Consider the following 26,395-nt stretch of genomic DNA (forward strand, 5'->3'; position numbering starts at 1 on the left):
TCCTGGGAGCCCCGAAAACTTGACCGACGCCGCTACCACCCTCCAGCAGGAGATCGCCGCCGAGCAGCGCCACGTCGACCGGGTGTACGCCCGGCTGGCAGTGCTGCGCCAGGCCGCGGCCCGGGCCGAGAAGGAGGGCTACCGCCTCGCCCGCGTGGGCAACTTCGGCGCGCTGGTCGAGCGGGACGCGATGGTCTTCCACGCCGCGCGCCGCCGGCACGCCCTTGACGCCGAGCACGAGGGCCTCGTCTTCGGCCGCCTCGACCTGCGCGAGGGACCAGTGCTGCACGTGGGGCGGCTGGGAGTGCGGGGTGAAGACGCCGAGCCGCTGGTCATCGACTGGCGGGCGCCCGCCGCCGCCGCGTTCTACCAGGCCACGGCCGCCGACCCGCGGGGCGTGGTGCGCCGCCGCATGATCCAGTCAAGCGGCGAAAAGGTCACGAACATCGAGGACGACCTGCTCGACCCGGCCGCCGCGCCCGACGGCATGCGGGTGGTCGGCGACGGCGCGCTGCTGGCCACGCTCGCCCGCGCCACCGGCCGGGGGATGCGCGACATCGTCGCCACCATCCAGCGCGAGCAGGACCAGGCGATCCGCTCGCCCGCCGCGGGCGTCACGATCGTCTCCGGCGGTCCCGGCACCGGCAAGACGGCCGTGGCGCTGCACCGCGCGGCGTACCTGCTCTACTCCGACCGCTCCCGGTTTGCCGGCGGCGGCATCCTGGTGGTCGGCCCGTCGTCGGTGTTCGTGGAGTACATCGCCTCGGTGCTGCCCTCACTCGGCGAGGACGCCGCCACCCTGCACTCGCTCGGCTCGATCGTCGAGGGCGTGACCGCCACGCGCACCGACACCACCTCGGTCGCCGCGATCAAGGGTTCGCTGCGCATGCGCCGGGTGCTGGAGCGGGCGGTGCGCGACGCGGTGCCGGGCGGCCCCACCGAGCTGCGCCTGCTGTACCGCGGCGACCTGCTCCGCCTCGGCCGCCCCGAGCTCGACGCGATCCGGGCCCGCGCGCTGCCCCGCGGCGCCCGCCGCAACGAGGTGCGCCGGGCCGGCATCGACGGCCTCTTCGACGCGCTCTGGGCGCAGGCGCAGCGGCACAAGATCGGCGGCCTGCCGGAGCAGGTCGACTTCGAGGACGAGCTGGCCGAGCGCTCCGACTTCCGCGAGTTCATCAAGGCGTGGTGGCCGCGGCTGCTGCCCAGGCACGTGCTCGCCTGGCTGTCCAACCCCTCGCGGCTGCGCGGGTACGCGGGCGGCATCCTCAGCGGCCCGGAGATCGAGCTGCTGCGCGGCGCCTTCGTGCCCGGTGACCCGACCGTCGCGGACGTCGCGCTCCTCGACGAGCTGGACGAGATGCTCGGCCGCCCGCCGCAGCCCGCCAAGCGCCAGCGCGACCCGTTCCACGTGGTCGACGGCGTCCGCGAGGTGAGCACGTACGCGGACCGGCAGCGCGCCGCACGCGCCGCCGCCGTCCGCCGGCCCGACGACTACCGCGAGTACGCCCACCTGGTGGTGGACGAGTCGCAGGACGTCTCGCCGATGCAGTGGCGGATGCTGGGCAGGCGCGGGCGGCTCGCCTCGTGGACCGTGGTCGGCGACCCGGCACAGAGCGCCTGGACCGGCGACCCGGCAGAGCTGGCCCGGGCCCGCGACAAGGCGCTGGGCGGGCGGCGCCGGCACGAGTTCACGCTCACCACCAACTACCGCAACTCGGCGGAGATCTTCGCGGTGGCGGCCAAGGTGATCCGGGAGGTGTCGCCGGACATCACGCTGCCGCGGGCGGTGCGCTCGACGGGGGTACCTCCGGAGGAGCTGACCGTGCCCGCCGCGGACCTGCCGAAGGCGACCCGCGAGGCGGCGGAGCGGCTGCTCGCCGACGTGGAGGGGACGGTCGGCGTGATCACGCCGGTGCCGCGCCGCGACGAGGTCGCCTCCTGGGTGGCCGGCCTGCCCACCGACCGCCTCCAGGTGGTCACCAGCCTGCAGGCAAAGGGCATGGAGTACGACGGCGTGGTCCTCATCTCGCCGGAGGAGACGAGGACCGACGCCGGCGCACGGACGCTCTACGTGGCCCTCTCCCGGGCCACCCAGCGCCTGACGACGCTCAGCGTTTCACCGAGTTGACGCTGTACGTGGTGTCCGGGGTGACGGTCGTGCCGAAGCGGGCGTTCGGCAGGTAGAGCCGGTCGCCGTACGCGGCCACCGTGGTGGGCACGTCGAAGTTGGGGTTGGTACGGGTGCCGGTGAGGCGCCCGCTGAGGCCACGCCAGTCGAGCGTGAAGACGGCGACCTGGTTCGAGCGGTTCTGCACCACGTAGAGCGTGCGGCCGACGGTCAGCAGGCCGTCGCCGTTGGTCAGCGGGTACCCGCCGAGGTCGACCGCCCTCGTCACGCCGGTGTCGGGGTCGACCCGGTAGAGGGTGGCGGTGTTGGATTGCACGACGAGCAGGTTGCGGCCGTCCGGCGTACGGGTGATGCCGTTGACGTTGAACCCGGTCTGGTACACGAGGTCGCCGGTGAGCGGGACCTTGACCGGCTCACCGCGAAGGCTCAGCGGCGCCTTGTAGAGAAACGGCTGGTTGGAGTCGGTGAAGAAGGCACCCTTCGGGGTGAGGACCACGTCGTTGACGAACGTGGGCGCGGTCGCGAACGTCCACGACGCCAGGATGCGGCCGCTGCGCGTGTCGACCACGCGGCCGCTGCCCGCGCCGCCGCCGGACACGAAGAGGCGGCCGTAGCCGTCGATCTTCAGGCCCACCGAGGAGGTGCCGGGGCCGGTGGAGATGATCTCGCCGCGCCCGGTGAAGAGGTTGGCGCGGTAGATGTCGCCGTTGGCGAGCGAGCCGAAGTACGCGAACGGCTCCGCGCCGATCGCGATGCCCTCGGGCTGAAACGCGTTCGGCAGGGGGAACGAGTCTTGCAAGCGCCGGTGACGCGAGCCGTGGGCGGTGGCGGCGCCAGGGACGGTGAGTGTGGCCGCGGTGAGGGCCGCGGCGGCGGATGAGGTGATCAGGGCTCGTCTTGTCAGCACGATGGGTACTCCCTGTGATCGGTCCACATCAGAATTCACGTACGTCTTTTCCAACTGGTTCGAAGTTCAACCGGTTCGACACTGATTCCCAATCTCAGGTTTGCATACATAGCAATGTCAGCATGTATTCTGTGCCGATGGGTGCCGGACACGACCACGGGACGGCCGCCGCGCGGGCTGGTGAGCGCCACCGCGGGCGGCTGTGGGGTGCGTTCGCCCTGCTGGCGGCGTTCATGGTGGTCGAGGCGGTGGCCGCGCTGCTCACCGGCTCGCTGGCGCTGCTGTCCGACGCCGGCCACATGTTCACCGATGTGCTCGGCATCGGCATGGCCCTGGCCGCCATCCACGCCGCCTCGCGGGCCGCCCAGGACCCGCAGCGCACCTTCGGGCTGTACCGGCTGGAGGTCCTCGCCGCCCTCGGCAACGCGCTGCTGCTCTTCGGCGTCGCGATCTACGTGCTCGTCGAGGCCGCGCGCCGCCTGGGCGACCCGCCCGACGTCCCGGCCGGCCCGATGCTCGCCGTCGCGGTCGCCGGCCTGCTCGCCAACCTCGTCGCGTTCTGGCTGCTGCGGTCGGGCGCGCGGGAGAGCCTCAACGTGCGCGGCGCGTACCTGGAGGTGCTCGGCGACCTGCTCGGCTCGGTCGGCGTGATCGTCGCCGCCGTCGTGATCGGCCTGACCGGCTGGTCCTACGCCGACCCGATCATCGCGGTCGCGGTCGGCCTGTTCATCCTGCCGCGCACGTGGCGGCTGGCGCGGGCCGCCGTGCGCATCCTCGTGCAGGCCGCGCCGGAGCACCTCGACGTGACCGCGGTCCAGCGGCGGCTGGCCGCCGTGCCCGGCGTCTGCGACGTGCACGACCTGCACGTGTGGACGCTGACCTCGGGCATGGACGTCGCCTCCGCACACCTCACGCTGGAGGAGTCCGCGCAGGTCGGGCCGGTGCTGGTGGCCGCCCGCGAGGCGCTGCACGACGACTTCGACATCGGGCACGCGACCCTCCAGGTCGAGCCCCGGTCGGGCGACTGCCACCCCGCCGGCTGGTAGAAACCGGCCCTGAGCAGGGCGTACTTGATTCGTCACGATCGGTGCAACAGTGTGCACATCGATGGAAAGCCGCTATTCTCGGCTCCGGCCAATACCCGGCGGCGCCCCCGGCGCAGGTGTTGGCCGCCGCCGAGTCGCCTTCGGGCGAGCCGGGGAACCACCGATCCACTGGGGTGAATCCGCGACAGCGGTAGGGAGACTTCCGTCCCGAACCCGTCAGCTAACTCGGTAGGCGGCTGACTGGAAGGATGGTTGATGGCTCATGCCCGCAGCCGGGTCAGCCTCGTCGCGGTGCTTCTCGCCGCGGCGTTCGCGCTGATCGGCATACCAGCGGAGCCGGCGGCCGCCGCACCCACCGACGACGAGGGCGGCACCGCCACCCTGCGCGAGCAGCTCGAAGCGGCCACCAAGGGTTTCCTCGCGGCGCAGAACACCCTGAACAAGTCCAAGAAGCGGCAGCAGGAGCTGACCACTCAACTGGCCCAGCTCGAGCGCGACCTGGTCGTCAAGAGCGAGGTGATCGGCGAGGTGGCCAACGTGGCGTACCGCCGCGGCCGGCTCGGCCCGATCTCCGCGATGCTCAACAGCTCCTCGCCCGAGGGCTTCATCGACCGCGCCGCGGCACTTGACGCGGTGGCCGCGACCGAGGACAAGAAGCTGCGCGACCTGCTCGACACCAAGGACCAGGCGGCCCGCGCCAAGCTCGCGCTCGACGGCGAGATCCGCGAGCAGCAGAAACAGGTCCAGGTCATGGCCGCCCGCAAGAAACAGGCGGAGACCGCCCTGAAGAACGCCGGCGGCGGCGAGGACGCCAGCGGGCCACCGAGCGGCAGCGGCAGTTCGGCCACCGCCGCGGGGTTCTCCGGCGGTTCGGGCTGCTCCATCCGCCCGGATCCGACCTCGAAGAAGGGCTGCATCACGCCGCGCACGCTGCACGCGGTGCGGCAGGCACAGGGGGCGGGGTTCAAGATTTTCGTCTCCTGCTACCGCGACGGTTCGTCGGGTGAGCACCCGCTCGGTCGCGGCTGCGACTTCGCGGTCAGCTCAAGCGACATCTTCGGCGGTACGGCCTCGGGTTCGGCCAAGACGTACGGCAACAACCTGTCCAACTTCTTCATCAAGAACTCAAGCCGGCTCGGCGTGCTGTACGTCATCTGGTTCCGCCAGATCTGGCTGCCCAGCAGCGGCTGGAAGTCGTACAGCGGCTGTTGCGGGCCGAGCGAGCTGCACACGAACCACGTGCACCTGTCGATGATCGCGTAAAAGTGCGTTGACGGGCTCGATCATGGGGTGGCACGGTTGCCCCATGGTCGAGCCCACACGCCACCCCGCTTGACGCCTCGCCAGCACCACCAGCATCACCTGGCGCCTCTGCGCCCTGCGCGCCTGCACCGAGGGCGTGCTCCTCTACCCGGTCTACGCGCTGCTGTTCGCCGACGCCGGGCTGAGCACCGGGCAGATCTCGTCGCTGTTCGTCATCTGGTCGGTCGTCAGCTTCACGCTTGAGATCCCGTCCGGGGCGCTCGCGGACGCGTACTCGCGCCGCCGCCTCGTCGCCATCGCCGCCGTGCTCCGGGCCGCCGGTTTCGCGCTCTGGACCTTCTTCCCCTCGTACCCGGCCTTCGCCGCCGGGTTCGTGCTGTGGGGCGCGTCGAGCGCGATGACCTCCGGCAGCGTCGAGGCGCTCGTATACGACGAGCTCGCCGCCGCGGATGCCACCGACCGGTACGTGCGCACCGTGGGGCTGGCACAGACCACCGCGCTTGTCGCCGAGCTGGCCGCGATGGCCCTTGCCACCCCCGCGTTCCTGCTCGGCGGGTACACGCTGGTCGGCGTCGCCAGCGTCGCCGTGTCCCTCGCCGCCGTGCCGATCGCGCTGTCGTTTCCGGAGGCGCCGCGGGCCGAGGAGACCGGCGGCGGCAGCTACCTCAAGACACTGCGGGCCGGGCTCGCCGAGGTGCGCGCCAACCGGACCGTGAGCCGGGCGGTCGTGCTCTACGCGGCGGTCACCGGCCTGGGCGCGATCGACGAGTACGTGCCGATCCTCGCCCGCGACATGGGCGCGCCGACCTCGCTCGTGCCGCTGCTGTTCGTGCTGCCGGTCGCGGCGATGGCCGTCGCCAGCGCGCTGGCCGAGCGGTGGGCGCACCTCTCCGCGGCCCGGCTCGCCGCGGCGGTGGCGGTCGGCGGGGTGCTGCTGGCCGCCGGTGCCAACGCCGGCAGCCCGGCCGGCATGGTCGCGGTCGCGCTCTGCTTCGCGGTACTGGAGCTCTTCGACATCCTCACCGAGGCGCGGATCCAGGACGCGATCACCGGACCTGCGCGGGCCACGGTGCTGTCGGTCGCCGGGTTCGGGCAGGAGGTGGCGGCGCTCGCCGTCTACGCCGGCTTCGGGCTCGGCTCGGCCGTCCTTCCGGTACCGGTGATGCTCGCGCTCGTGGGCGTGCCGCTCGTGCTCTCGGGCCTCGTGACGCGTCGGTGGCTGCCGCCGGCGCGCAGTTCGTCCTGATAGCGTGCGGGCGTGGCAGCACCCGAGCCGGCACTCTCCGTGGTCGTGCCGATCTACAACGAGGAGTCGGTGCTGCCGCTGCTCGTGGCCCGGCTGCGCGGTGTGCTCGACGCGCTCGGCGAGCCGTACGAGGTGGTCGCCGTCGACGACGGCAGCACCGACCACACCGCCGTCGCGCTGCTCGCCGCGCGCCGCCAGTGGCCACAGCTGCGCGTGCTGCGGCTGCGCCGCAACAGCGGACATCAGCCGGCACTGCTCGCGGGCCTCATGCGGGCCCGCGGCGCCCACGTGGTCAGCATCGACGCCGACCTGCAGGACCCGCCGGAGACCATCGCCGAGATGTTGCGGCTCGCGCGGGAGGAAGATCTCGACATTGTGTACGGGGTACGCGCCGACCGCCGCGCGGACACCGCTTTCAAGCGGTGGACCGCAAGCGTGTACTACCGGTTGATGCGCCGCATCGTCGGCAACGACGTGCCCGCACACGCGGGCGACTTCCGGCTGCTGAGCCGGGCGGCGGTGGAGGCGCTGCGCGAGCTGCCCGAGCGCGCGCCGGTGCTGCGGCTCGTGGTGCCGTGGCTGGGCTTTCCGAGCGGGGAGGTGACGTTCGAGCGGGGCGAGCGCGCGGCCGGGCGCACCAAGTACCCGCTGTCCCGCATGATCGCGCTCGCCGCCGACAGCGTCACCAGCTTCTCCGCCGCGCCGCTGCGGGTGGCCACCTGGCTGGGACTGGCCGGCGTCGCGGTGTGCGGCGTGCTTGTCGTGGTCGCCGTTGTCGCGTTCTTCCTCGGCGCCACCGTCTCCGGCTGGCCGTCGCTCTACGTCGCGATCCTCTTCCTCGGCGCGGTGCAGCTGCTCTGTCTCGGGCTGCTCGGCGAGTACGTGGCGCGCATCTACACGGCCGTGCAGGCGCGCCCGCCGTACTACGTGGCCGAGGACTCCGACGCAACCGCGTCCATTGTGGACAGCTACCGGTGACCGCGACCGCGAGTCGCTCGGCGGGCACCGCCGGCGCGGCGGGACGGCCGTCGCCGGTAGCAGAAAATGTGCGGCGCTGGACCCCTGCGGCGGTGGCCTTCGCGGTGGTGGCCGCGGCCCTGCTTTCGACCGGGACGCCGCTGCTGGATGTGTTGCGGTACACGGCGTACGCGGCGCTGGCGGTGGTGCTGCCCGGCACGCTTGTCTACCGGGCGCTGCGCCGCACGCCGCACACGCTCGTCGAAGACCTGGCGATGGGCGCGGCGGTCGGGCTGGTGCTGGAGCTGGCGGCGTGGTTCGCGTTCGTGTCGGCCGGCGCCGAGCGGTGGCTGTGGGTGTGGCCCGCGGCCGTGATCGCGGCGTTCCTCGCGGTGCCGGCGCTGCGGCGGCACTGGGTCGTGCGCGGCTACACGCCGGTGCCGGCGGGGTGGGCGTGGGCGGTGACCGCCGTGCTCGCGGGCTTCACCGCCTACCTGTGGGACTCGTTCCTGCGGCGCAACCCGATCCTGCCCACGACCGAGGGGCAGGCGCAGTACATCGACCTGTCGTTCCAGATGTCGATCGCCGGCGCGGCCAAGCACCAGGCGCCGCTCGACGTGCCGCAGGTGGCGGGGAGCCGCTGCACTACCACTGGTTCGGCTTCGCGCACATGGGCGCCGCGTCACTGGTCAGCGGCGTCGACCTGCCGACCGTCTTCCTGCGCCTCGCGGTGCCGGCGCTGTGCGCGCTGGCCGTCGTGCTCGTCGCGGTGGTGGGGTGGCGGGTCAGCCGCCGGCCGTACGTGGGTGTGGGCGCCGCGGTGCTGATGTTCACGATCGGCGAGTTCGGCTACGAAAACGGGATCCGGCAGCTGTTCGGCACGCAGGCGACGTTCATCGTGTGGGGCAGCCCGTCGATGACGTACAGCTGGGTGCTGCTCCTGCCGCTGATCGCCGTGCTCGTGTCGATCGTGCGCGGTTCACCCTCGCACGGGACGTGGGTGCTCGCCGGGCTCTTCCTCGCCGGCTCGACAGGTGCGAAGGCGAGCTCGATCCCGGTGGCCGCGGGCGCGCTGGGCGTCACCGCGCTCGTGCTCTTCCTGACCCGGCGGCGGCTGCCGTGGGCGGTGCTCGCCGCGCTCGGCCTGGCGGTGGTGGCGCAGCTGTTCGCGACCGCGATCCTGTTCGCGTTCGAGAGCCACGGCGTGACCGTGCGGCCGTTCTCCGGCCTCGAGCCGTACACCGCGGGCGCCGCCTCCTGGGTCCTCGCGTTCGTCGCCTTCCTGCTCAACATGCAGCTGCGCCTGGCCGGCATGGTCGCGCTGGTGTGGAAACAGCGGCTGCGGCTCGCGCCCGAGCAGGTGTTCCTGCTCGGCGGTGCGGTCGTCGGGCCGGTCCTCTACCTGGCGACCGCGCATCCGGGCAGCAGCAACCAGTACTTCGTGCGGGCCGCCTTCGCCTTCGGCGTGATCCTGTCGGCGTGGGGCTGGGCGCTCGTCGGTGCGCGGGTGGCTTTCGGCGTCGGGCTCGCGGTGCTGCTGTGCGCCGTGCAGCTCATCGCCGGACCCGCCAAGGTGGTCTGGGACCCGCCCTACGATCCGCTGCGGCCGCTGCTCTACTGGGCGTTCGCGCTGGCGCTGGTGTTCGCGATCCTGGCGCTGGTGTGGCGCGGGCGGTTCGGTGCCGTGCTGCTGACCGGCGTCCTCGTGGCGGGCGCGCCGGGCCTGGTGATGGACGCCGCGGCCGCGCACCGGTACCCCAACGGCGGCGCGTACGCGGTGACCGCCCTGCCCGCCTCCCGCGTCGAGGCGGCCCGCTGGGTGCACGACCACAGCGGGCCGGACGACGTGGTGGCCACCAACGCGCACTGCCAGGGCGTGCCGGAGGACGGGTTGTGTGACGCGCGGTCGTTCTGGCTCAGCGCGTACACCGAGCGGTCGGTGCTGGTGGAGGGCTGGGCGTTCACGCCGCGGATGGTGGGGCTGCCGCGCGGGCCGTACGAGCCGTTCTGGGACCCGGCCCTGCTGGCGGCCAACGACGCCGCGTTCTACACGCCGACACCGGGCGGGCTCGACGCGCTGCGGGCGCGCGGGGTGCGGTGGCTGGTGGTCGACCGTGACGTCCAGCCGGAGTCGCCGGACCTGGCCGGACTGGCCACACTCCGTTTCGAGAACACGCGGATGGCGGTGTACGCGCTGCCTGCTCGCTGATCTTGCTTCGGTCGTGGTGTTGTCGGCCTCTGTGTTTGCGTTGATCATGGGGTCGTCGGCCTTGAGTTCGTGTTGATCATGGTGTCTGCGGCGGCTTTTGTCGGTCGGAGTGGATACCGTCTAGGCGTCATGGGCCGGAGCCGGGAGATCATCGGGCGGGAGCACCCCGCGGGGCAGCTGCGCGCCGAGGTCGCCCGCGCGACCGACAGCCACGGTGGCCTCGTGCTGGTCACCGGCGAGGCCGGCATCGGCAAGACGACGCTGGTCACCGGTGCCGCCGACGAGGCGCGGGCGCGCGGTGCCCTGGTGCTCGGCGGTGCCTGCTGGGATTCGGACAGCGCACCCGGCTACTGGCCGTGGGTGCAGGTCCTGCGCGCCCTGCGCCGCGGCGTGACCGCCGAGGAGTGGGCGGCGGCCGAGGAGGTCGGCGGCGCGGGCCTGTCGGTGCTGCTCGGCGACCGGGCCGGCGGTGACCCGATCGCGAGCTTCGAGATGTACGACGCGGTCACGACCGCGCTCGTCACGATCTCGCACCACCGGCCGGTCGTCGTGGTCCTCGACGACCTGCACTGGGCCGACACCGCCTCGCTGCGGCTGCTCGAGTTCGTGGCCCAGCACACCTGGTTCGAGCGCCTGCTGGTCGTCGGGACGTACCGCGACGTCGAGGTCGACACCGCCGACCACCCGCTGCGCCCGCTGATGGCGCCCCTTGTCGCCAAGGCCACGACGATCACGCTGACCGGGTTGGAGCGTGACGAGGTGGGCGCGCTCATCGCCCGCACCGCCGGGCACGACCCGGATCCCGAGCTTGTCACCGAGGTGCACCTGCGCACCGGCGGCAACCCGTTCTTCGTCGAGCAGACCGCGCGGCTGTGGCGCAGCGGCGGCGCGGTAAGCGCGATCGCGCCGGGCGTGCGCGATGCCGTGCGCCGCCGCCTGTCCCTGCTGCCCGGCGCGGTCAGCCAGCTGCTCACCGCGGCCGCCGTGCTGGGGCGCGAGTTTCACCGGCAGGTGCTGGCCGCCACGTACACCGCGCCGGTGCCCGAGGTCGACCGGCTGCTCGACCAGGCGATGGTGGCGCGGCTCGTGGTGGCGCTGGGCGAGGGGCGGTTCGCGTTCGCGCACGACCTGGTCCGTGAGACGCTGTACGACGCGCTCGACCCGGCGCGGCGGCGGCGGTTGCACGCCTCCGTCGTGCGGCTGCTCGGCCGCGACCTGCTCGCCCCCGGCGACCTCGCCCGCCACGCCTGGCTGGCCGGTGACGACGTCGAGCCCGACCAGGCCGTCGACCTGCTCCTGCGGGCCGCCCGCGACGCCGGGAGCCGGCTCGCGATGGAGGAGTGCGTGGGGCACCACCGCCGGGCGTACGAGCGGTCCGCGCCACTGCGCCACCGCCGGGTCACGGTCGGCCTCGAGCTGGTCCGCGAGCTGCGCCACGGCGGCGAGCACGACGAGGCGGCACGGGTCTTCGCGGAGGCGATCGGGATCGCCCGCGAGCTGGGCGATCCCGAGCTGCTGGCACGGGCCGCGCTCACCGACTTCTGGTACCAGCGTCCCGCCGAGCGCCCGGGGTTGCTCCGGGAGGCGTATGCGCTGGTGGCCGGCCACGAGTGGGAGGGCGGCGACGAGCGGGACGGCGGCGACGAAGGGCTCACCCGCGACCTGGCCAGCCGCACGGTCGCGCTGGCGCGCGAGCGGGGGCAGGACGAGCTGCTGCGGTTTGCGCTCTGGGCCCGCCACGACGCGATCTGGGGGCCGGGCAGCGCCGACGAGCGGATTGAGATCACCGGGGAGCTGGTGCGGCTGGCCCGGCGTGGCGACGACAAGGGCGAGGCGTACTTCGCGGCTTCGTTCCGCTGGGTGGCGCTGCTGGAGCGGGGCGACCCGGCCTACCTCGACCAGTACGCGGAGTTCGTGGCGCTGGCCAGCAGCGAGGGCAAGCCGCGCTCCGTGTTCTCGTCGGCGGTCGACCAGACGATCATCGCCACGATCGGCGGTCGCTTCGCCGAGGCGGAGACGCTGCTGGAACGCGCGATCACCGGGTTCAGCGAGCACCACCAGCAGCACGACCACTTCGCGTACATGATGGGGCATCTGCGCTGGTCGCTGTACCAGCTCCAGGGCCGGCACGAAGAGCTGGCCGCGCTGCACAGCACGCTCGACGCGCAGCACCCGCACGGCACGCTGCTCGCCGCGGTCACCGCCGCGGCGGCCGGCGACGCACAGGCCGCGCGGCGGCTGCTGCCGGAGAGATCCCCGCGCATGTACGAGGCGCTGTGGCTGCGCGCCCAGGCTCAGATCGCGGCCATCGCGGGCGACCTGGAGCTGCTCGCGCGTGCGCGGGCGTCGCTGTTGCCGTTCGCGGGGCAGTGGCTGGTCTCGCTCTACGGCTGCGACGTCAGCGGCCCGGTCGACCTGTGGCTCGGCGCGCTCGACGCCGCGGAGGGCCGCTGGGACGACGCGGTGCGCCGGCTCACCGCCGCCGCCGAGTCGGCCGACCGCCTTGGCGCCCGCGCGTGGGCGATCGAGGCCCGCGCCCGGCTCGCGTCGGCCATTCACGCCCGCGGCGACGTCCCGGAGGCCACCGCCCTGCGGCGGGAGGTCGAGGCGGCGGCCGCGGAGATCGGCATGCGGATGGCCGGTGCCGTCACGCCGGCGCCGCGCGCGGACAGCGAGTTTCGCCTCGACGGCGCGGTGTGGGTGCTCGGGTTCGGCGGCCAGCAGGTGCACATGCCCGACGCGAAAGGCCTGCGCGACCTGCACCTCCTGCTCGGCGTGCCGGGCCGCGACGTCCCGGCCGTCGAGCTGCTCAGCCCCGAGGGCGGCGCCGTGGTGGTGGCCGCCCACCGGATGGGCGGCGACCCGGTGCTCGACGAGGAGGCCAAGTCGCGGTACAAGCAGCGCCTCGTGTGGCTCGACGACGAGATCGACCGCGCCGCCGCCGGTGGCTCCCCGTCGCGGGTGGACGCGCTCGACCGCGAGCGCAAGGCGCTGATCGACGAGCTGCGCGCCGCCGCCGGGCTGGGCGGGCGCACCCGCCGCCTCGGTGACGAGGCCGAGCGCGCCCGCAAGACGGTCACCGCCCGCATCCGCGACACGCTGCGCCGCCTGGACGAGAGCCACCCGGAGCTCGCCGCCCACCTGCGCGCCACGGTCTCGACGGGCGCGACCTGCCGCTACGACCCATCGCCGGGTGTCACCTGGCGCTTGTGACCCCCGCCCGACCCCTCCGGCGGCCGTCGCCTGGCGCTGTCCTGCCTGCGCTCGCTCTGGCGAGCAGGCTCTCACAGAGCTCGGCGAGCCGCTCGGGTCTCGATCTGGGCGCAGCGAGGCGCCGGACCCCTAAGGTGTACGGCGTGGAGGCCACCGAGATCCGCAAGCTGGCCGCGCTCGAGGACACCCACTGGTGGTACCGGGAGCGCCGCGCCCTCCTGGACCGGGCCCTGCGCAAGCTGCCCCACCCGCCTGGCCGCGCGCTCGACATCGGCGCCGCGGGTGGCGGCAACACGCGGGTGCTCAAGCGGCGCGGGTGGTCGCCGGTCGCGCTGGAGTACAGCGCCGAGGGCGCCGAGGTGGCCGCCGGGCGCGGGCTCCACGTGATGCGGGCCGACGCGCGGGCGCTGCCGCTGCCCAACGCGAGCCTCGACCTTGTCGTCGCCTTCGACGTGCTGGAGCACATCGACGAGGACCACGCCGCGGCCGGCGAGATCCACCGCACGCTGCGGCCGGGCGGCAGCGCGCTGATCGCCGTCCCCTGCGACATGCGGCTGTGGTCGGCGCACGACGTGGCGGTGGGGCACGTGCGGCGGTACACGCGGGCGTCGCTGGTCGAGGTCGTGGAGAAGGCCGGCCTGGTCATCGACGAGCTGTGGAGCTGGAACGTCCTGCTCCGCCCGATCGCCGCCTGGCGCCGCCGCAAGTCGACGGGCAGCGACCTCGACGACCTGCCCGCGGTGGTCAATGCGGGGTTGACCGCGATCATCGCCGCCGAGCGGTACCTGCCGGTCAAGTCGCTGCCCGGCGTCTCGCTGATGCTGAGGGCACACCGCCCGTAGCCCTGGTCCGCGAGGCGCGGATCTGATCGAGGAGTACGCCGAAGACCGCTGCCTCCTCGGTGGTGCCGCGCAGTTCGGCGTCGATTACCCGCAAGCTCCCGTCGGCCGACTCACCTGCCTCCATCGCACGCCGCACCGCGACCAGCGCGCATTGGAGGCGGAGGCGGGCCGTGTGCAATTCGGCCACCGCGGACTGAAGATGGCTGTCCACCGTCACCGCCCGCCTTCCGGGTCGCCGACCGGGTGGAACCGGCGGGACACCTGAAACCCGGCTTCGCCGAGCAGCGTCAGGAGCACCACCGTGCCGATCGTGATGAGCAGCAGCGGGTCGCGCGACGGTGAGGCGTCGACCAAGAGGCAACCCGCCATCACGACGGTGCTGCCGCAGGCCCGTGCGATGCGGTCGCCGTGTGAGGGACGCTGTGCCAGCTCGCTCGCAGCGATCGCACCGAGGACGCACGCGATGTACGTCACCGCCCTGACGACCACGTGATACTGAAGCCCCATCTCGGACAACAGCCAATTGGCCACATTTCCAAGGCCGACGAGAAAGGGGATGGTGTACAGACCCGGACGGTTCAGCGGGAATGTGATCCGCCCTCCGGCCGAATCTCGGAAGGGAGTGGGTAGGTGCCACGGCTCGGGCGTACGGTGGCGGAAGAACATGTCGGGCTCCTCGCTAGTGGACCGATGTGTTGCGGTCGAGTCCGGTGACGCGGACTCGACCGCGTCATTTCTAGCCCGTGAGGCTCAAGATCGTGACAGCTCGTGATTGGCACATGCGCAACTGCCGGATGCGCGGTTGAGCGTTCAGTTGATCGATTAGCCACGTAGGGTGCAGCGCCTCGTCATTTCGGACGAGTCAAAGCCGGCATTCCTGGCCATATGCGCCCACCAACTGTGACGCAGATCATAGTTGGCTTTCAAAGTTGTTCTTGGTGGCGCACGCAGCCGTAGGTTGCTGACTGTAATTGCGCTATCCCCGCGGAAGCTTGAGGCTCCAGAAAGAGTCAAGTTCAAGCTAGGCACTTCTCGTAGCCACCTGACTACCCATAGGTTATGCCAATGACGTTCTCCGTGGCGCCAGACGAATGGGAATGCCAGGTTTTCATCGCCGTCGCGGAGACTGGCGGCACCGCGGCGGCGGCCAACCGATTGAAGGCCATCCGTGGCGAGACCTACGGTCGGCAGACCGTCGTAAAGACGCTGGCGAAAATCGAGCGTTGGGCCGGCCAGACGCTGCTCGAGCGCGATGGCAACCGGCGGCTCTACACGACCGAGCGCGGGCAGGAGTTTCTCGTGGCGGCGCGGAAGATCGTCGCCCAGTATCGGGTCATGCGTGGCGAAGCGGCCAACTCCGATCTGCCCCGACTCGCCTGCCTTCCGCTGCACACCATCTTTGTCGCGAAGGCGGAGGATCGTCTTTACCACGAGCCGCCGGCCGAGACCGAGAAGATCCTCGTCGAGTACCTTCCGCAGGACCAACGTGGCGAAGGTCAATTTCACAAGGCAGTCGAGATGCTCGGCAACGACGTGTACCAGCTGATCATTGGCCCGCCGGTGAAGGAGGTCAAGAAGTTCCAGTCGACCATCCTTTACCAGGCGCAGCTGGAGGCGATGGTGAGTGTGGACCATCCGGAGTCCGAAATGTCGCTCATCGATCTTGTGAAGAAGCACCGGATGCTCGTTCCCCCAGCGGACATGCGGTCGCGGCGCCTTTTGGAGGACGCCATCCAGAAATGGGCGGCGGACGTCGACCCTGGCCTCGACCAGAGGGTCGCCGCGGAGAGCTACGAGACGGCGACCAGCGTCATGCGCCTGCGCCACGAAAACAGCCGCGGTCGCGTCGACAAGCGCGTGGTGGTGGTGCCCTCGGACGTGGCGTTCCCTTTCAAAGACGGCATGGAGTTCGGCGGGCGCAACGCCGACCGGTTCAAGTGGGTGCCGATCTACTACCGCGACTCTGCCAACGCCAGGCATCTGCTCCAGATGGACGTGTGCGTCACCGTGCGGCTCGGCAACCGGGCCAAGTTGGCCAAGATCGTGGGCGCTTTGCAGGACGCGGTGGCGCAACTCGACCAGATACCCGGCCACGACGGGCTCGGCGGCGCACCGCTCCGGCGTCCCGTCCCGCGGCAGGACGGCGCGGGCGGCAAAGCTCGCCGCTAGATCGGATCTAGCGGGCGCGAGACGCGGACCTCGCGCCTTCTGGGTGTGGAGCCGCTGCGGATCGCTGTGATCGTCGGGAGCACCCGGGAAGGCCGGGTCGGCGACCGGATCGCGCGGTGGTTCGTGTCGCGGGCGGCTGGGCGGGACGGCATCGAGCTGCGCGTGCTCGACCTGCTCGACTACGAGCTGCCGGCCCGGTACCCCAAGACGCCGACGCCGCAGGTCACCGCGTTCGCCGCGGAGGTCGGGCTCGCGGAGGCGTTCGTCGTGGTGACGCCCGAGTACAACCGGAGCTTTCCGGCCTCGCTCAAGCAGGCGATCGACTACGCCTACGACGAGTGGCGGGCGAAGCCGGTCGGCTTCGTGTCGTACGGGCACCGGTCCGACGGTCTCTGCGCCGTGGAACAGCTCCGCCCGGTCTTCTGCGAGCTGCACGCCGTCACCATGCGCGACGCCGTGCGGCTCGACCTGATGCACGACCAGCTCGACGAGGACGACCATGCGGTCGCCGCCATGCTCGACCAGCTCGCCTGGTGGGGCCTCGCGCTGCGGGAGGCGCGCGCCGCACGCCCATATGTGGCATGAAACGGAGGACATCGTGAGTGCGTTGGCGATCGAGACCAGGGGACTGGTCAAGGTGTTCGGCAAGACCCGTGCGGTGGACGGCATCGACCTTGCCGTGCCCGCCGGCAGCGTGTACGGCGTGCTCGGCCCGAACGGTGCCGGCAAGACCACCGCCGTGCGCATGCTCGCCACCCTGCTGCGGCCGGACGGGGGTGATGCGCGCGTGTTCGGCCACGACGTGCTGCGTGAACCCGACCAGGTACGCCGGAGGGTCAGCCTGACCGGCCAGTACGCCTCGGTCGACGAGGACCTGACCGGCACGGAGAACCTGATCCTGCTGGGCCGCCTCCTCGGCTACGACAAGCGGGCCGCGCGGCGGCGGTCCGGCCAGCTGCTGGAGGCGTTCGGGCTGACCGAGGCGGCCGGGCGGCAGGTCAAGAACTACTCCGGCGGCATGCGGCGGCGGCTCGACATCGCGGCCAGCATCCTCAACACCCCGAAGCTGCTCTTCCTCGACGAACCGACCACCGGCCTCGACCCGCGCAGCCGCAACCAGGTGTGGGACATCGTGCGCGCCGTCGTCTCGCACGGCACGACGGTGCTGCTGACCACGCAGTACTTGGACGAGGCCGACCGCCTCGCCAGCCGCATCGCGGTCATCGACCGGGGCAAGGTGATCGCCGAGGGCACTCCGGGCGAGCTGAAGTCGTCGGTGGGCGCGGGCGCGGTGCACGTGCGGCTGCGCGATCCAGGCCAGCGCACCGAGGCGGAGTGGGTACTGTCCCGCTGCCTCGGCGGCCACGTGGTGCTCGAGGCGGACCCCGTCGCGCTCACCGCGCGGGTGTCCGGCAACGGCAACGGCGACAGCGACCGGCGCACCGCCGAGCAGGCGGCCGCCGCGCTCACCGCGCTCGCCGAGGCGGGCATCACGGTGGACGACTTCTCTCTCGGCCAGCCCAGCCTCGACGAGGTGTTCCTGGCCCTGACCGACCGACCCGCCACTGTGGACAACGAGGAGACGAACGCATGAGCACCGCGACGGTCGAGACCCAGGAGGCCACGTACACGTTCTCGCCGGAGACGCTGCAGGCCGTGCTCGCGCCGGACGAGGCGCCGAAGCGGCCGACGTGGCTGTCCGCGTCGATCACGTTCGGGTGGCGGGCGATGCTGAAGATCAAGCACGTGCCCGAGCAGCTCTTCGACGTGACCGCCTTCCCGATCATGATGACGCTGATGTTCACGTACCTGTTCGGCGGTGCGCTGGCCGGCTCGACAACCGAGTACCTGCAGTTCCTGCTGCCCGGCATCATGGTGATGAGCGTCGTCATGATCACGATGTACACCGGCGTCGCGGTCAACACAGACATCACCAAGGGCGTCTTCGACCGCTTCCGCACGCTGCCGATCTGGCGACCGTCCACTATGGTCGGCTACCTGCTCGGCGACGCCTTCCGGTACACCGTGGCCTCGCTGGTGATCCTCGGCGTCGGCCTGATCCTCGGCTTCCGCCCGGACGGCGGCGTGCTCGGCGTGGCGGCCGGGATCGGCGTGCTGGTGGCGTTCTCGTTCGCGTTCTCCTGGATCTGGACGATGTTCGGCCTGCTGCTGCGCACGGAGAAGTCGGTGATGGGCGTCAGCATGATGGTCCTGTTTCCGCTGACCTTCCTCAGCAACGTCTTCGTCGACCCGAGCACGATGCCCGGTTGGCTGCAGGCGTTCGTCGACGTCAACCCGATCTCACACCTGGTCGGCGCGGTGCGCACGCTGATGGACGGCGGCTGGGACACCACCGACATGACCTGGGTGCTGGTCTCGGGCGCCCTCTTCACAGTCGTGTTCGGCACGCTGACCATGCGCCTCTACAACCGCCGCTGACCCGTCTTCCAGGGCCCGCGCCTTCGGACGCAGGCCCTGGAACCGGCTTGGCAGCAGGGGTTGATCAGGGACTTCGTGGGTGGACACGCCGGCAGACACGCCCACCAAGTCCCTGATCAACGGGGGAGGGCCGACCTCGTTCTCGGGCCGGGACGGCCGGTCGGCGCTGGGGCCGACCGTGACCAGGCGCGGAGGGTGAGGCCGCGGGAGCAACGGTCTGGACCACGACGAACGTCGCGGTAGCTCACCGTTTCTTGGTTTTGGGCCGCTGCGGTGGCCCGGTCTAGAGCGGGATGTTGCCGTGGGCGCCGCGGGCCGCTGGTGCGGCGGCGAGCGCCTCCGCGATGCGGCGGCGGGTCTCGGCCGGCTTGATCACGTCGTCGACGACGCCGATCTCCAGGGCGCGTCCCACCCCACCGGCGACACGGGTCTGTTCCTCGACGAGCTCGGTGCGCAGCGCCTCGCGTTCGTCAAGCGGCGCGGCGGCGAGCTTCTTGCGGTGCAGGATGTTGACCGCGGCGGAGGCGCCCATGACCGCGAGCTCCGCGTTCGGCCAGGCGAAGACCGCGCTCGCGCCCAGGGAGCGGGAGTTCATCGCGATGTACGCGCCGCCGTACGCCTTGCGGGTCACCAGCGTCACCCGCGGCACCACCGCCTCGGCGAACGCGTGCAGCAGCTTGGCCCCGCGCCGCACCACGCCGTCCCACTCCTGGCCGAGGCCGGGCAGGTAGCCGGGCACGTCGACCAGCACGATCAGGGGGACGCCGAGCGCGTCGCACATGCGCACGAAGCGGGCCGCCTTTTCCGCAGCCGCCGAGTCGAGGCAGCCACCCAGGCGGAGCGGGTTGTTGGCGATGACCCCGACGGTACGGCCGGCGAAGCGGCCCAGCGTCGTCACGATGTTCGGCGCCCAGCGGGCGTGCAGCTCCACCGCCGGGCCGTCGAGCAGGGCCTTGACGACCGGCTTCACGTCGTACGCGCGGTTTGCCTCGGCCGGCATCGCGGCCGCCATGTCGTGGCCCTCGACGTCGCCGACCGGCACGTCGGCGGGGCTGAGGCGGCCCTGGTGGCCCAGCAGGTGGGCAAGCTTGCGCGCCTCGGCGAGTGCCGACTCGTCGTCCTTTGTGGTCACGTGCACCACGCCGGAACGCCGCCCGTGCGGCTCGGGGCCGCCCAGGCGCTCCATGTCGACCTGCTCGCCGGTCACCGACCGCACGACCTCCGGGCCGGTCACGAAGATGCGGCCGGCACCGGCCATCACCACGATGTCGGTCAGCGCCGGCCCGTAGGCCGCGCCACCGGCCGCCGGGCCGAGCACGACCGAGATCTGCGGTACCCGGCCGGAGGCCCGCACCATCGCGGCGAAGACCTGGCCGACCGCGTCGAGCGCGACCACGCCCTCGGCGAGGCGGGCACCGCCCGAGTGCCACAGCCCGAGCACCGGCACCCGCTCGCGGACCGCCGCGTCGATCGCGTCGACGATGTGACGGCAGCCCTCGCTGCCCATCGCGCCGCCCATCCGTGTGCCGTCGCTGGCGTACGCGACCGCGGGCGTGCCCTCGATCTCGCCCCGCGCCCACAGCACACCGGAGTCGTCGCGCGGCGCCATCAGCCGCAGTGAACCGGTGTCGAAGAGCGCGCGGAGGCGTACCTCGGGGTCACGGTGATCCACAGTGGACGAATCGGCGGCGACGGACGTGGCGGTCACGACGGTCCTCCCTCAGGGACGGGTGAAGAGCAGCGCGACGTTGTGACCGCCGAAGCCGAACGAGTTGTTCAGCGCGACGGGCACGTCGACGTGGCGGGCCTTGTGCGCCGGCACGTCGAGGAGGCCGTCTTCGGGGTCGTCGAGGTTGATCGTCGGCGGGATTACCCCGTCGCGGATGGCGAGGATCGTGGCGATGGTCTCCACCGCGCCGGCCGCGCCCAGCAGGTGGCCGGTCATCGACTTCGTGGAGGTCAGCACCACGTGATCGCCGATCGCGGCCCGCAGGCCGGCGACCTCGACCATGTCACCGGTGGGCGTGGAGGTGGCGTGCGCGTTGACGTGCACCACGTCCCTGCCCGTCAGGTCGGCGTCGGCGAGCGCCTTGCGGACGGCACGCACGAAGCCCGCGCCCTCCGGGTCGGGCTGCACGATGTCGAACCCGTCCGAGGTGATGCCGGCGCCGGCGAGGCGCGCGTACACCCTGGCGCCGCGGGCCTCGGCGTGCTCGGCCCGTTCCAGGACCACGACGCCGGCGCCCTCGCCGAGGACGAAGCCGTCGCGCCCCTTGTCCCAGGGGCGGGAGGCCCGCTCGGGGTCGTCGTTGCGCACCGACATGGCGCGCATGGAGGCAAACCCGGCGATCGGCAGCGAATGTACGACCGCCTCGGTGCCACCGGCCACCACCACGTCGGCGCGGCCGGAGCGGATGATGTCGAGGCCCAGTGAGATCGCTTCCGCGCCGGTGGCACAGGCGCTGGCGACCGAGTGCACGCCGGCCTTGGCGCCCAGCTCCAAGCCGACCCAGGCGGCCGGGCCGTTGGGCATGAGCATCGGCACGGTGTGCGGCGACACCTTGCGCGGGCCGGAGGCCTCCAGGATGTCGTCCTGTGCGAGCAGCGTCATCGCACCGCCGATACCGGTGCCGACGCTGACCGCGAGCCGCTCCTTGTCCAGCCCGGAGTCGGCGAGGCCGGAGTCGGCCCACGCCTCGTGCGCGGCGATCAGCGCGACCGCCTCGGACCGGTCGAGCCGGCGCATCTTGACCCGCTCGATCTTTTCGGTCGGCTCGACGGCGAGCTGCGCCGCGATCCGTACGGGAAGGGTTTGCGCCCACTCCTGGGTGAGCGGACCCACCCCGGAGCGGCCGGCAAGCATTGCGTCCCAGGTGGACGCGACGTCCCCGCCCAACGGGGTGGTCGCGCCGAGCCCGGTGACGACGACGTCTGTTTTTGGCATGGTCAGGCGTTGCTCTCGATGTAGGAGACCGCGTCGCCGACGGTCTTCAGGTTCTGTACCTCGTTGTCAGGGATCTTGACGCCGAACTTCTCCTCGGCAGCGACCACGACCTCGACCATCGAGAGCGAGTCCACGTCGAGCTCGTCGGTGAACGACTTCTCTTCGGCCACGTCGTCCGGGTTGACCCCGGCCACCTCTTCGAGGATCTCGGCGAGGCCGGCGATGATCTCGTCACGGGTCATGGGGATTGGTTTCCTCTCGTGCAATTGGGATCTTTGATGGAGCTGGCTCTCGCCGTTGACGCCACCGGCTGGGGGCGCGCTCACGGACAGCGGATGACCTGTCCGGCGTAGGTGAGGCCGCCACCGAAGCCGAAGAGCAGGACCGGGGCGCCGGAAGGCACCTCGCGCCGCTCGATCAGCTTCGACAGGGCCAGCGGCACACTCGCCGCCGAGGTGTTGCCAGACTCGACGATGTCCTTTGCGATCACCGCGTTGGGGATGCCGAGGCGCTTGACGATACCGTCGATGATCCTGGTGTTTGCCTGGTGTGGCACGAAGGCCGCGATGTCCTCCGGCGCCACCCCGGCCCGCTCGCAGGCCTGCAGCGCGAGCGGCGCGAGCATCGTGGTGGCCCAGCGGAAGACGGTCTGGCCCTCCTGCTGGATGTAGGGCTGCCAGCCCTCGATCTTGAGTACGTCGCCCTTTTCCGGCGCCGAGCCCCACACCACCGGCCCGATGCCCGGCTCCTCGCCGTCCGGCGCCGCGGTGACCACCGCCGCGCCGGCCGCGTCGCCGAAGAGCACGCAGGTCGAACGGTCGCTCCAGTCGGTGATGTCGGAGAGCTTCTCGGAACCGATCACGATCGCGTTGCGCGCGGCGCCGGCGCGGATCGCGTGGTCGGCGGTGCCCAGCGCGTACGAGAAGCCGGAGCACGCGGTGTTGACGTCCATGGCGGCCGGTGCGGAGATGCCGAGCTTGTTGGCCACCCGGCTGGCCACGTTGGGGCAGCGGTCGATCGAGGAACAGGTGGCCACCACGACCATGTCGATGTCGGATGCGGTGAGCCCGGACGCGGCCAGCGCCTTGCCCGCGGCGGCGGCGGCCATGTCGGCGACCGTCTCACCCTCGGCGATCCGGCGGGTGGCGATGCCGACCCGGTCACGGATCCACTCGTCGTTGGTGTCCACGATGGCGGCGAGATCGTCGTTGGTGACGAGGCGGGAGGGCTGGTAGTGGCCCATCGAAAGGATGCGAGAACCGGCCATTAGAGATGTCCTCCGATGCGGGCGAGGGGCTGGCCCGGGGCGACCGGGTCATCGTGGTGCGCGAGCCACTCCGTCAGCACACCGCCCTCGTGGGCGGCCACCTCGACGGCACCCTGGCGGGTCGCGACGTGGCCGATCACCTGGCCGGCTGTGATGTCGTCGCCCTCGGCGAGGCCGGCGGCGGGCTCGAAGGTGCCGGCGCTGGCGGAGACCACGACCCGAAACTGGGGGGTTGGCTCGTGGTCGGGCGCGACACCGTGGCGGGCGATCACGTCGCGCGCCTTGGGCAGGTCGTCGGGGGTGTTGAGGGTGACGATCTCCGGAACGCCGGTGGCGGCCAGCTCCCGCTTGATCAACCCGGCGAGGGTACCGGCCGGTGCGAGCTCGATCACCGCGGTGACACCGAGATCGGCGAGCGTGCGCATGCACAGGTCCCAGCGCACCGGCGCGGTGACCTGCCGCACCAGCCGCTGCAGCAGCTCGCGGCCGTGGTTGACGGCGGCGCCGTCCAGGTTGGAAAGCACGATCTTGCTCGGGTCGGACGGCGTGATGCCGGCGGCCACCGCGGCGAGCGCCCTCTCGGCCGGCGCCATGAACGGCGTGTGGAACGCCCCGGCCACCTGCAGCGCGCGGACCCGACCGCCGCCCGGCCGGTCGGCGGCCAGCTTCTCCAGCTTGTCGATCGCGCCGGCAGCGACGATCTGGCCGGCGCCGTTGCGGTTGGCCGGGTACAGGCCCTGCGCCTCGATCGCCGCGACGACCTCCTCGGCGTCCCCGCCGAGCACGGCCGCCATGCCCGTCGGCTCGAGCGCACACGCGGCGGCCATCTCGCGGCCACGCACACCGGCGAACGTGATCGCCGCCTCCGGCGAAAGCACCCCGCCGAGCGCGGCCGCGCCCACCTCGCCGACGCTGTGGCCGGCCACGACGGAGACGTCGTACAGCGGGAGGTGCTCGGCCGCGAGCAGGGCGGCTGCGACCAGCAGCGGCTGGGTGCGCGCGGTGTCCCTGATCTCGTCGGCGTCGGCCGCGGTGCCCAGGTGCACAAGATCGACGCCCGCGAGGGCTGACCACCACCGCAGGCGCGCCTCAGCACCTGGCAGGTCGAGCCAGGGGGTCAGGAAGCCGGGCTTCTGGGAGCCCTGTCCGGGCGACAGTACGGCGAGCACGACTAAGACTTTCCTTGATACTCGCGGGTCAGGTGTGTGCTGGCATGCACCAAACCGCACTACGGACTTTGTGGAGACTCTACAAAGATCGCTGGTGGCGCCCTAATAATCGTTCAGCTTGTGCCTTGTGTCACAGGCGTCTGGGGGTCCAGCCGTCCGATCGTCAGCGCCACTCGCAGCGCAAAGGCGTCCCGCGGGGTCAACGGCGACAGTCCGGTGACGTCGGCGACCCGGCGGAGCCGGTAACGCACGGTGTTCGGGTGGACAAATAGTGCCCGAGCGGCGCCTTCCAAAACCCCTCCCGAGGCGAAGAACGCGTCGAGCGTCTCCAGCAGTTCGCCGCTGGCGCGGGCCAGGCCACCGTACACGTCCTGGCGCAGCCGCCGCCGTGCCTCGATGTCGCCGGCGAGCGCGCGCTCGGGCAGCAGGTCACTGGCGGCCACGGGGCGGGGTGCGTCCGGCCAGCCGGGCGCCGCGCGGAAGCCCGCCAGCGCGGCCCGCGCCGACTCGGTCGCCTCGTCCAGGGTGGCGACGGCGGGGCCGACGACGACCGGGCCGGCGCCGAAGCCGACGAGCAGCTTTTCGGTGGCGGCGAGGGGGTCGCTGGCGCCACCGAGCACGAGTACCAGCCGGTCGCCGTGCACGCCACCGATGATCTCCACGCCGATCCGGCGGGCCGCCCGGTACACGGTGTGCAGCACCGCGGTCGCGTCGCCGCCCGGCGAGCGCCCCACCGCTACCGCCACCGGCGGCGCGTCGGCCCAGCCCAGCGCGGCCGCCCTGCTGGCCAGCACGTCCGAGGAGTCGCCCCGCAGCAGCGCGTCGACCAGCAGCGCCTGCAGTCGCGCGTCCCAGGTGCCGCGCGACTCCGCCGCGCGTGCGTAAACCCGCGCGGCTGAGAACGCCACCTCGCGGGAGAAGCGCAGCACGGCTTCGTGGAGGGCGGTCTCCTCACCGGGTACCGCCAGGTGCGGCACCTGCTCCTCGGCCACGTCGATGGTCACCTTGACCAGCGCCACCGTCTGCTGCAGCGAGATCGAACGCGCCAGCGCGGTCGGCGCCGCATCGAAGATCTCGTCGGCCAGGTCCTGGGTGGGCCGCCGCCCGTCCCGGCGCAGCCACTCGACGAGCGACCGCACGCCCGCCTGGGCGACAAGCATGACCCAGGCCCGCTGGTCGGCCGGCAACTCGCGAAACCAGGGGAGCGTCTCGTCCATCCGGGCCACGCTCGCGGTCGCGAGGGAGCCGGCCGATCGCTCGATCCGCCGGACGGTCTCGCTCAGCGCGGCGCCGTCGTCGCTCCCAGATGGCACGTCACCAGACTGTCATGCTGGGGTCCGTGCCACTATGGCCGGGATGATCGCCCGCCCTCCGCTGGCCGTGCCGCTCGCGGCGCTGGTCGCGTTTTTAGCGCTCATGGCCCTCGTGGTCGGCGGCTGGGGCCCGCTCGACCGCCTCGACGTCGCCGTGAGTGACCGCCTGCGGGAGTACGGCACGAGCCGGCCCGGGCTTATCGACGTCATCCGCGTCGCCACCGACATCGCCGCGACGATCCCCTTCGTGGCCGCTGGCGTGGTCGCGACCGTGGGCCTGCTGCTGCGCCGCCACCGCCGGGAGGCGTACCTGTGCGCGTGGGTCACCGCGCTGATCCCGGTGCTGTGGGGCCTGATGCACTGGGGCCTGCACCGCCCCCGCCCGCCGGAAGGCTTCGTCTTCGTCGACAGCAACGGCTTTCCCAGCGGCCACACCTCACACGCGGCGTCGGCGGCGCTGGTCGCGGTGCTGCTGCTCTGGCCACACCTGGCCCGCCGAGGCCGCGCGCTGGTGGTGACCGCCGCGGCGGCGCTCGCGGTCTTCGTCGGTGCGACGCGGGTGATCCTGCTGGCCCACTGGCCGGCGGACGTGCTGGGCGGGTGGCTGCTGGCATTGGCGGTTGTGCCGCTGGCGGCGCGCGCGGTCGAGGGCCGCCGCGCGAATTACGGCCGCGAATAGTCGGTCGGGTCGCAAACCTGCTCGTACACCTTACGGTCCAACCAATGACACCAGAGCGACTTGCTGTCGATAGCGAGTCGTCGGCTGTATCGTCGTTGACCGCTCCAAGCGGCAACCTCCACACGCTTATCCGTGAGGATCGCGACTTTCTCGAGCACGGGTTTAAGGTCGGTGTCGGTCGACACAAGCACGCCGACGTCGTATTGGTCTTCCAATGCTAGCCAGCCGAAATCTACCGCCAACGCGACGTCGACGCCCTTTTCCTGCGGCTTCTCTCCCGGCTGACAACGGTCTGGCCAGCCTCGCGGGTACCGGAGCGCCCTGGTGACCACCGTTACCAGCGGGTCGCTCGACCAAGCCTCGATCTGCCGCATGCACGCGGCATTTCCGCGGCTGTCACGGGTCGCCTCTGGCATGCCCCGGTAGACCCGGACGCCCACCAGATCGCGATCAAACGGGCTCGTCGTGACGATGTGCCTGCCCAGAGCGAGCGGGCTGACCTGCCCGGCGACGTGGTGGGCGAACGGCTCGGGATGGAAGCAGTCACGAGCGCTGTGGTAGACGTTTTGGTAGTCGACGAAGAGCATCACGCGATCTGTCACGG

22 protein-coding genes and 1 riboswitch are annotated in these 26,395 nt (G+C 71.9%); of the genes, 13 read left to right on the top strand and 9 right to left on the bottom strand.

Annotated elements, in window-relative coordinates:
• The first annotated feature begins 19 nt into the window (after positions 1 to 19).
• Positions 20 to 2,128, top strand: coding sequence for a HelD family protein (locus tag Phou_RS46615; RefSeq protein WP_173070644.1), 2,109 nt, complete (start codon positions 20 to 22; stop codon positions 2,126 to 2,128).
• Here the strand turns inward: Phou_RS46615 and Phou_RS46620 are convergent.
• Positions 2,109 to 3,035, bottom strand: coding sequence for an SMP-30/gluconolactonase/LRE family protein (locus Phou_RS46620; RefSeq protein ID WP_246274692.1), 927 nt, complete (start codon positions 3,033 to 3,035; stop codon positions 2,109 to 2,111). The genes Phou_RS46615 and Phou_RS46620 overlap by 20 nt on opposite strands.
• A gap of 137 nt (positions 3,036 to 3,172) precedes the next feature.
• On the opposite strand from Phou_RS46620, the gene Phou_RS46625 reads away from it, so the two are divergent.
• From Phou_RS46625 to Phou_RS46655, 7 genes are all read left to right on the top strand, one after another.
• Positions 3,173 to 4,081 carry a cation diffusion facilitator family transporter gene (locus Phou_RS46625; RefSeq protein WP_173070648.1) on the top strand — a complete coding sequence of 303 codons (909 nt, stop codon included), beginning with the start codon at positions 3,173 to 3,175 and terminating at the stop codon, positions 4,079 to 4,081.
• A gap of 117 nt (positions 4,082 to 4,198) precedes the next feature.
• A riboswitch (cyclic di-AMP (ydaO/yuaA leader) is annotated at positions 4,199 to 4,332 on the top strand.
• Positions 4,333 to 4,336: 4 nt separating this feature from the next.
• Complete coding sequence (locus Phou_RS46630) at positions 4,337 to 5,344, top strand: coiled-coil domain-containing protein (RefSeq protein ID WP_173070650.1); 1,008 nt, start codon at positions 4,337 to 4,339, stop codon at positions 5,342 to 5,344.
• Between the two features lie 136 nt (positions 5,345 to 5,480).
• Entirely contained in the window at positions 5,481 to 6,590 is a 1,110-nt protein-coding gene (locus tag Phou_RS46635; protein ID WP_246274694.1) for an MFS transporter, read from the top strand.
• 12 nt (positions 6,591 to 6,602) lie between these two features.
• Positions 6,603 to 7,568: a glycosyltransferase family 2 protein gene (locus Phou_RS46640; protein WP_246274696.1), complete on the top strand. Its 966-nt coding sequence runs from the start codon at positions 6,603 to 6,605 to the stop codon at positions 7,566 to 7,568.
• A 649-nt stretch (positions 7,569 to 8,217) separates the two neighbouring features.
• Positions 8,218 to 9,756, top strand: coding sequence for a hypothetical protein (locus Phou_RS46645; RefSeq protein WP_173070652.1), 1,539 nt, complete (start codon positions 8,218 to 8,220; stop codon positions 9,754 to 9,756).
• 129 nt (positions 9,757 to 9,885) lie between these two features.
• Entirely contained in the window at positions 9,886 to 12,969 is a 3,084-nt protein-coding gene (locus Phou_RS46650) for an ATP-binding protein (RefSeq protein ID WP_173070654.1), read from the top strand.
• 143 nt (positions 12,970 to 13,112) lie between these two features.
• Positions 13,113 to 13,811, top strand: coding sequence for a class I SAM-dependent methyltransferase (locus tag Phou_RS46655; protein WP_173070656.1), 699 nt, complete (start codon positions 13,113 to 13,115; stop codon positions 13,809 to 13,811).
• Between the two features lie 213 nt (positions 13,812 to 14,024).
• On the opposite strand, the gene Phou_RS46660 is transcribed toward Phou_RS46655, so the two are convergent.
• Positions 14,025 to 14,477 (bottom strand): hypothetical protein, encoded by a 453-nt coding sequence (locus tag Phou_RS46660; RefSeq protein WP_173070658.1) that lies wholly within the window; start codon positions 14,475 to 14,477, stop codon positions 14,025 to 14,027.
• Positions 14,478 to 14,876: 399 nt separating this feature from the next.
• Here Phou_RS46660 and Phou_RS46665 point away from each other — a divergent pair, with 399 nt between their 5' ends.
• From Phou_RS46665 to Phou_RS46680, 4 genes are all read left to right on the top strand, one after another.
• Positions 14,877 to 15,980 (top strand): LysR family transcriptional regulator, encoded by a 1,104-nt coding sequence (locus Phou_RS46665; protein ID WP_173070660.1) that lies wholly within the window; start codon positions 14,877 to 14,879, stop codon positions 15,978 to 15,980.
• Between the two features lie 66 nt (positions 15,981 to 16,046).
• Positions 16,047 to 16,565, top strand: a complete 519-nt coding sequence (locus tag Phou_RS46670) for an NADPH-dependent FMN reductase (RefSeq protein ID WP_246274698.1) — start codon at positions 16,047 to 16,049, stop codon at positions 16,563 to 16,565.
• Entirely contained in the window at positions 16,555 to 17,574 is a 1,020-nt protein-coding gene (locus Phou_RS46675; RefSeq protein WP_218579612.1) for an ATP-binding cassette domain-containing protein, read from the top strand. Before Phou_RS46670 ends, Phou_RS46675 begins: the two co-directional genes overlap by 11 nt.
• Positions 17,571 to 18,419 (top strand): ABC transporter permease, encoded by an 849-nt coding sequence (locus tag Phou_RS46680; protein WP_173070662.1) that lies wholly within the window; start codon positions 17,571 to 17,573, stop codon positions 18,417 to 18,419. The genes Phou_RS46675 and Phou_RS46680 overlap by 4 nt, the downstream gene beginning before the upstream one ends.
• 283 nt (positions 18,420 to 18,702) lie before the next feature.
• Here the strand turns inward: Phou_RS46680 and Phou_RS46685 are convergent, their stop codons facing one another.
• The 6 genes from Phou_RS46685 to Phou_RS46710 form a co-directional block, all read right to left on the bottom strand.
• A complete protein-coding gene (locus Phou_RS46685; protein ID WP_173071513.1) occupies positions 18,703 to 20,091 on the bottom strand; it encodes an acyl-CoA carboxylase subunit beta in 1,389 nt (462 codons plus the stop codon).
• 48 nt (positions 20,092 to 20,139) lie between these two features.
• Positions 20,140 to 21,363: a beta-ketoacyl-[acyl-carrier-protein] synthase family protein gene (locus Phou_RS46690; RefSeq protein WP_173070664.1), complete on the bottom strand. Its 1,224-nt coding sequence runs from the start codon at positions 21,361 to 21,363 to the stop codon at positions 20,140 to 20,142.
• A 2-nt stretch (positions 21,364 to 21,365) separates the two neighbouring features.
• Positions 21,366 to 21,605: an acyl carrier protein gene (locus Phou_RS46695; RefSeq protein WP_173038887.1), complete on the bottom strand. Its 240-nt coding sequence runs from the start codon at positions 21,603 to 21,605 to the stop codon at positions 21,366 to 21,368.
• Positions 21,606 to 21,685: 80 nt separating this feature from the next.
• Positions 21,686 to 22,630, bottom strand: a complete 945-nt coding sequence (locus Phou_RS46700) for a beta-ketoacyl-ACP synthase III (RefSeq protein ID WP_173070666.1) — start codon at positions 22,628 to 22,630, stop codon at positions 21,686 to 21,688.
• A complete protein-coding gene (locus Phou_RS46705; RefSeq protein ID WP_173070668.1) occupies positions 22,630 to 23,799 on the bottom strand; it encodes an acyltransferase domain-containing protein in 1,170 nt (389 codons plus the stop codon). Before Phou_RS46705 ends, Phou_RS46700 begins: the two co-directional genes overlap by 1 nt.
• A gap of 113 nt (positions 23,800 to 23,912) precedes the next feature.
• Complete coding sequence (locus Phou_RS46710) at positions 23,913 to 25,112, bottom strand: PucR family transcriptional regulator (RefSeq protein WP_173070670.1); 1,200 nt, start codon at positions 25,110 to 25,112, stop codon at positions 23,913 to 23,915.
• Positions 25,113 to 25,155: 43 nt separating this feature from the next.
• On the opposite strand from Phou_RS46710, the gene Phou_RS46715 reads away from it, so the two are divergent.
• Positions 25,156 to 25,791: a phosphatase PAP2 family protein gene (locus Phou_RS46715; protein ID WP_173070672.1), complete on the top strand. Its 636-nt coding sequence runs from the start codon at positions 25,156 to 25,158 to the stop codon at positions 25,789 to 25,791.
• Here Phou_RS46715 and Phou_RS46720 read toward each other — a convergent pair.
• Complete coding sequence (locus tag Phou_RS46720) at positions 25,776 to 26,393, bottom strand: NYN domain-containing protein (protein WP_173070674.1); 618 nt, start codon at positions 26,391 to 26,393, stop codon at positions 25,776 to 25,778. The two genes, Phou_RS46715 and Phou_RS46720, sit on opposite strands and share 16 nt — an antisense overlap.
• Between the last annotated feature and the right edge of the window lie 2 nt (positions 26,394 to 26,395).

This window comes from Phytohabitans houttuyneae (genome assembly GCF_011764425.1).
In the GTDB taxonomy this organism is placed as follows: domain Bacteria; phylum Actinomycetota; class Actinomycetes; order Mycobacteriales; family Micromonosporaceae; genus Phytohabitans; species Phytohabitans houttuyneae.

Coding starts and splice junctions, on each gene's coding strand:
- Phou_RS46625 (WP_173070648.1), top strand. CDS start 3,173: ATGGGTGCCGGACACGACCACGGGACGGCCGCCGCGCGGGCTGGTGAG.
- Phou_RS46630 (WP_173070650.1), top strand. CDS start 4,337: ATGGCTCATGCCCGCAGCCGGGTCAGCCTCGTCGCGGTGCTTCTCGCC.
- Phou_RS46645 (WP_173070652.1), top strand. CDS start 8,218: ATGGGCGCCGCGTCACTGGTCAGCGGCGTCGACCTGCCGACCGTCTTC.
- Phou_RS46650 (WP_173070654.1), top strand. CDS start 9,886: ATGGGCCGGAGCCGGGAGATCATCGGGCGGGAGCACCCCGCGGGGCAG.
- Phou_RS46660 (WP_173070658.1), bottom strand. CDS start 14,477: ATGTTCTTCCGCCACCGTACGCCCGAGCCGTGGCACCTACCCACTCCC.
- Phou_RS46665 (WP_173070660.1), top strand. CDS start 14,877: ATGACGTTCTCCGTGGCGCCAGACGAATGGGAATGCCAGGTTTTCATC.
- Phou_RS46675 (WP_218579612.1), top strand. CDS start 16,555: ATGTGGCATGAAACGGAGGACATCGTGAGTGCGTTGGCGATCGAGACC.
- Phou_RS46680 (WP_173070662.1), top strand. CDS start 17,571: ATGAGCACCGCGACGGTCGAGACCCAGGAGGCCACGTACACGTTCTCG.
- Phou_RS46690 (WP_173070664.1), bottom strand. CDS start 21,363: ATGCCAAAAACAGACGTCGTCGTCACCGGGCTCGGCGCGACCACCCCG.
- Phou_RS46695 (WP_173038887.1), bottom strand. CDS start 21,605: ATGACCCGTGACGAGATCATCGCCGGCCTCGCCGAGATCCTCGAAGAG.
- Phou_RS46700 (WP_173070666.1), bottom strand. CDS start 22,630: ATGGCCGGTTCTCGCATCCTTTCGATGGGCCACTACCAGCCCTCCCGC.
- Phou_RS46715 (WP_173070672.1), top strand. CDS start 25,156: ATGATCGCCCGCCCTCCGCTGGCCGTGCCGCTCGCGGCGCTGGTCGCG.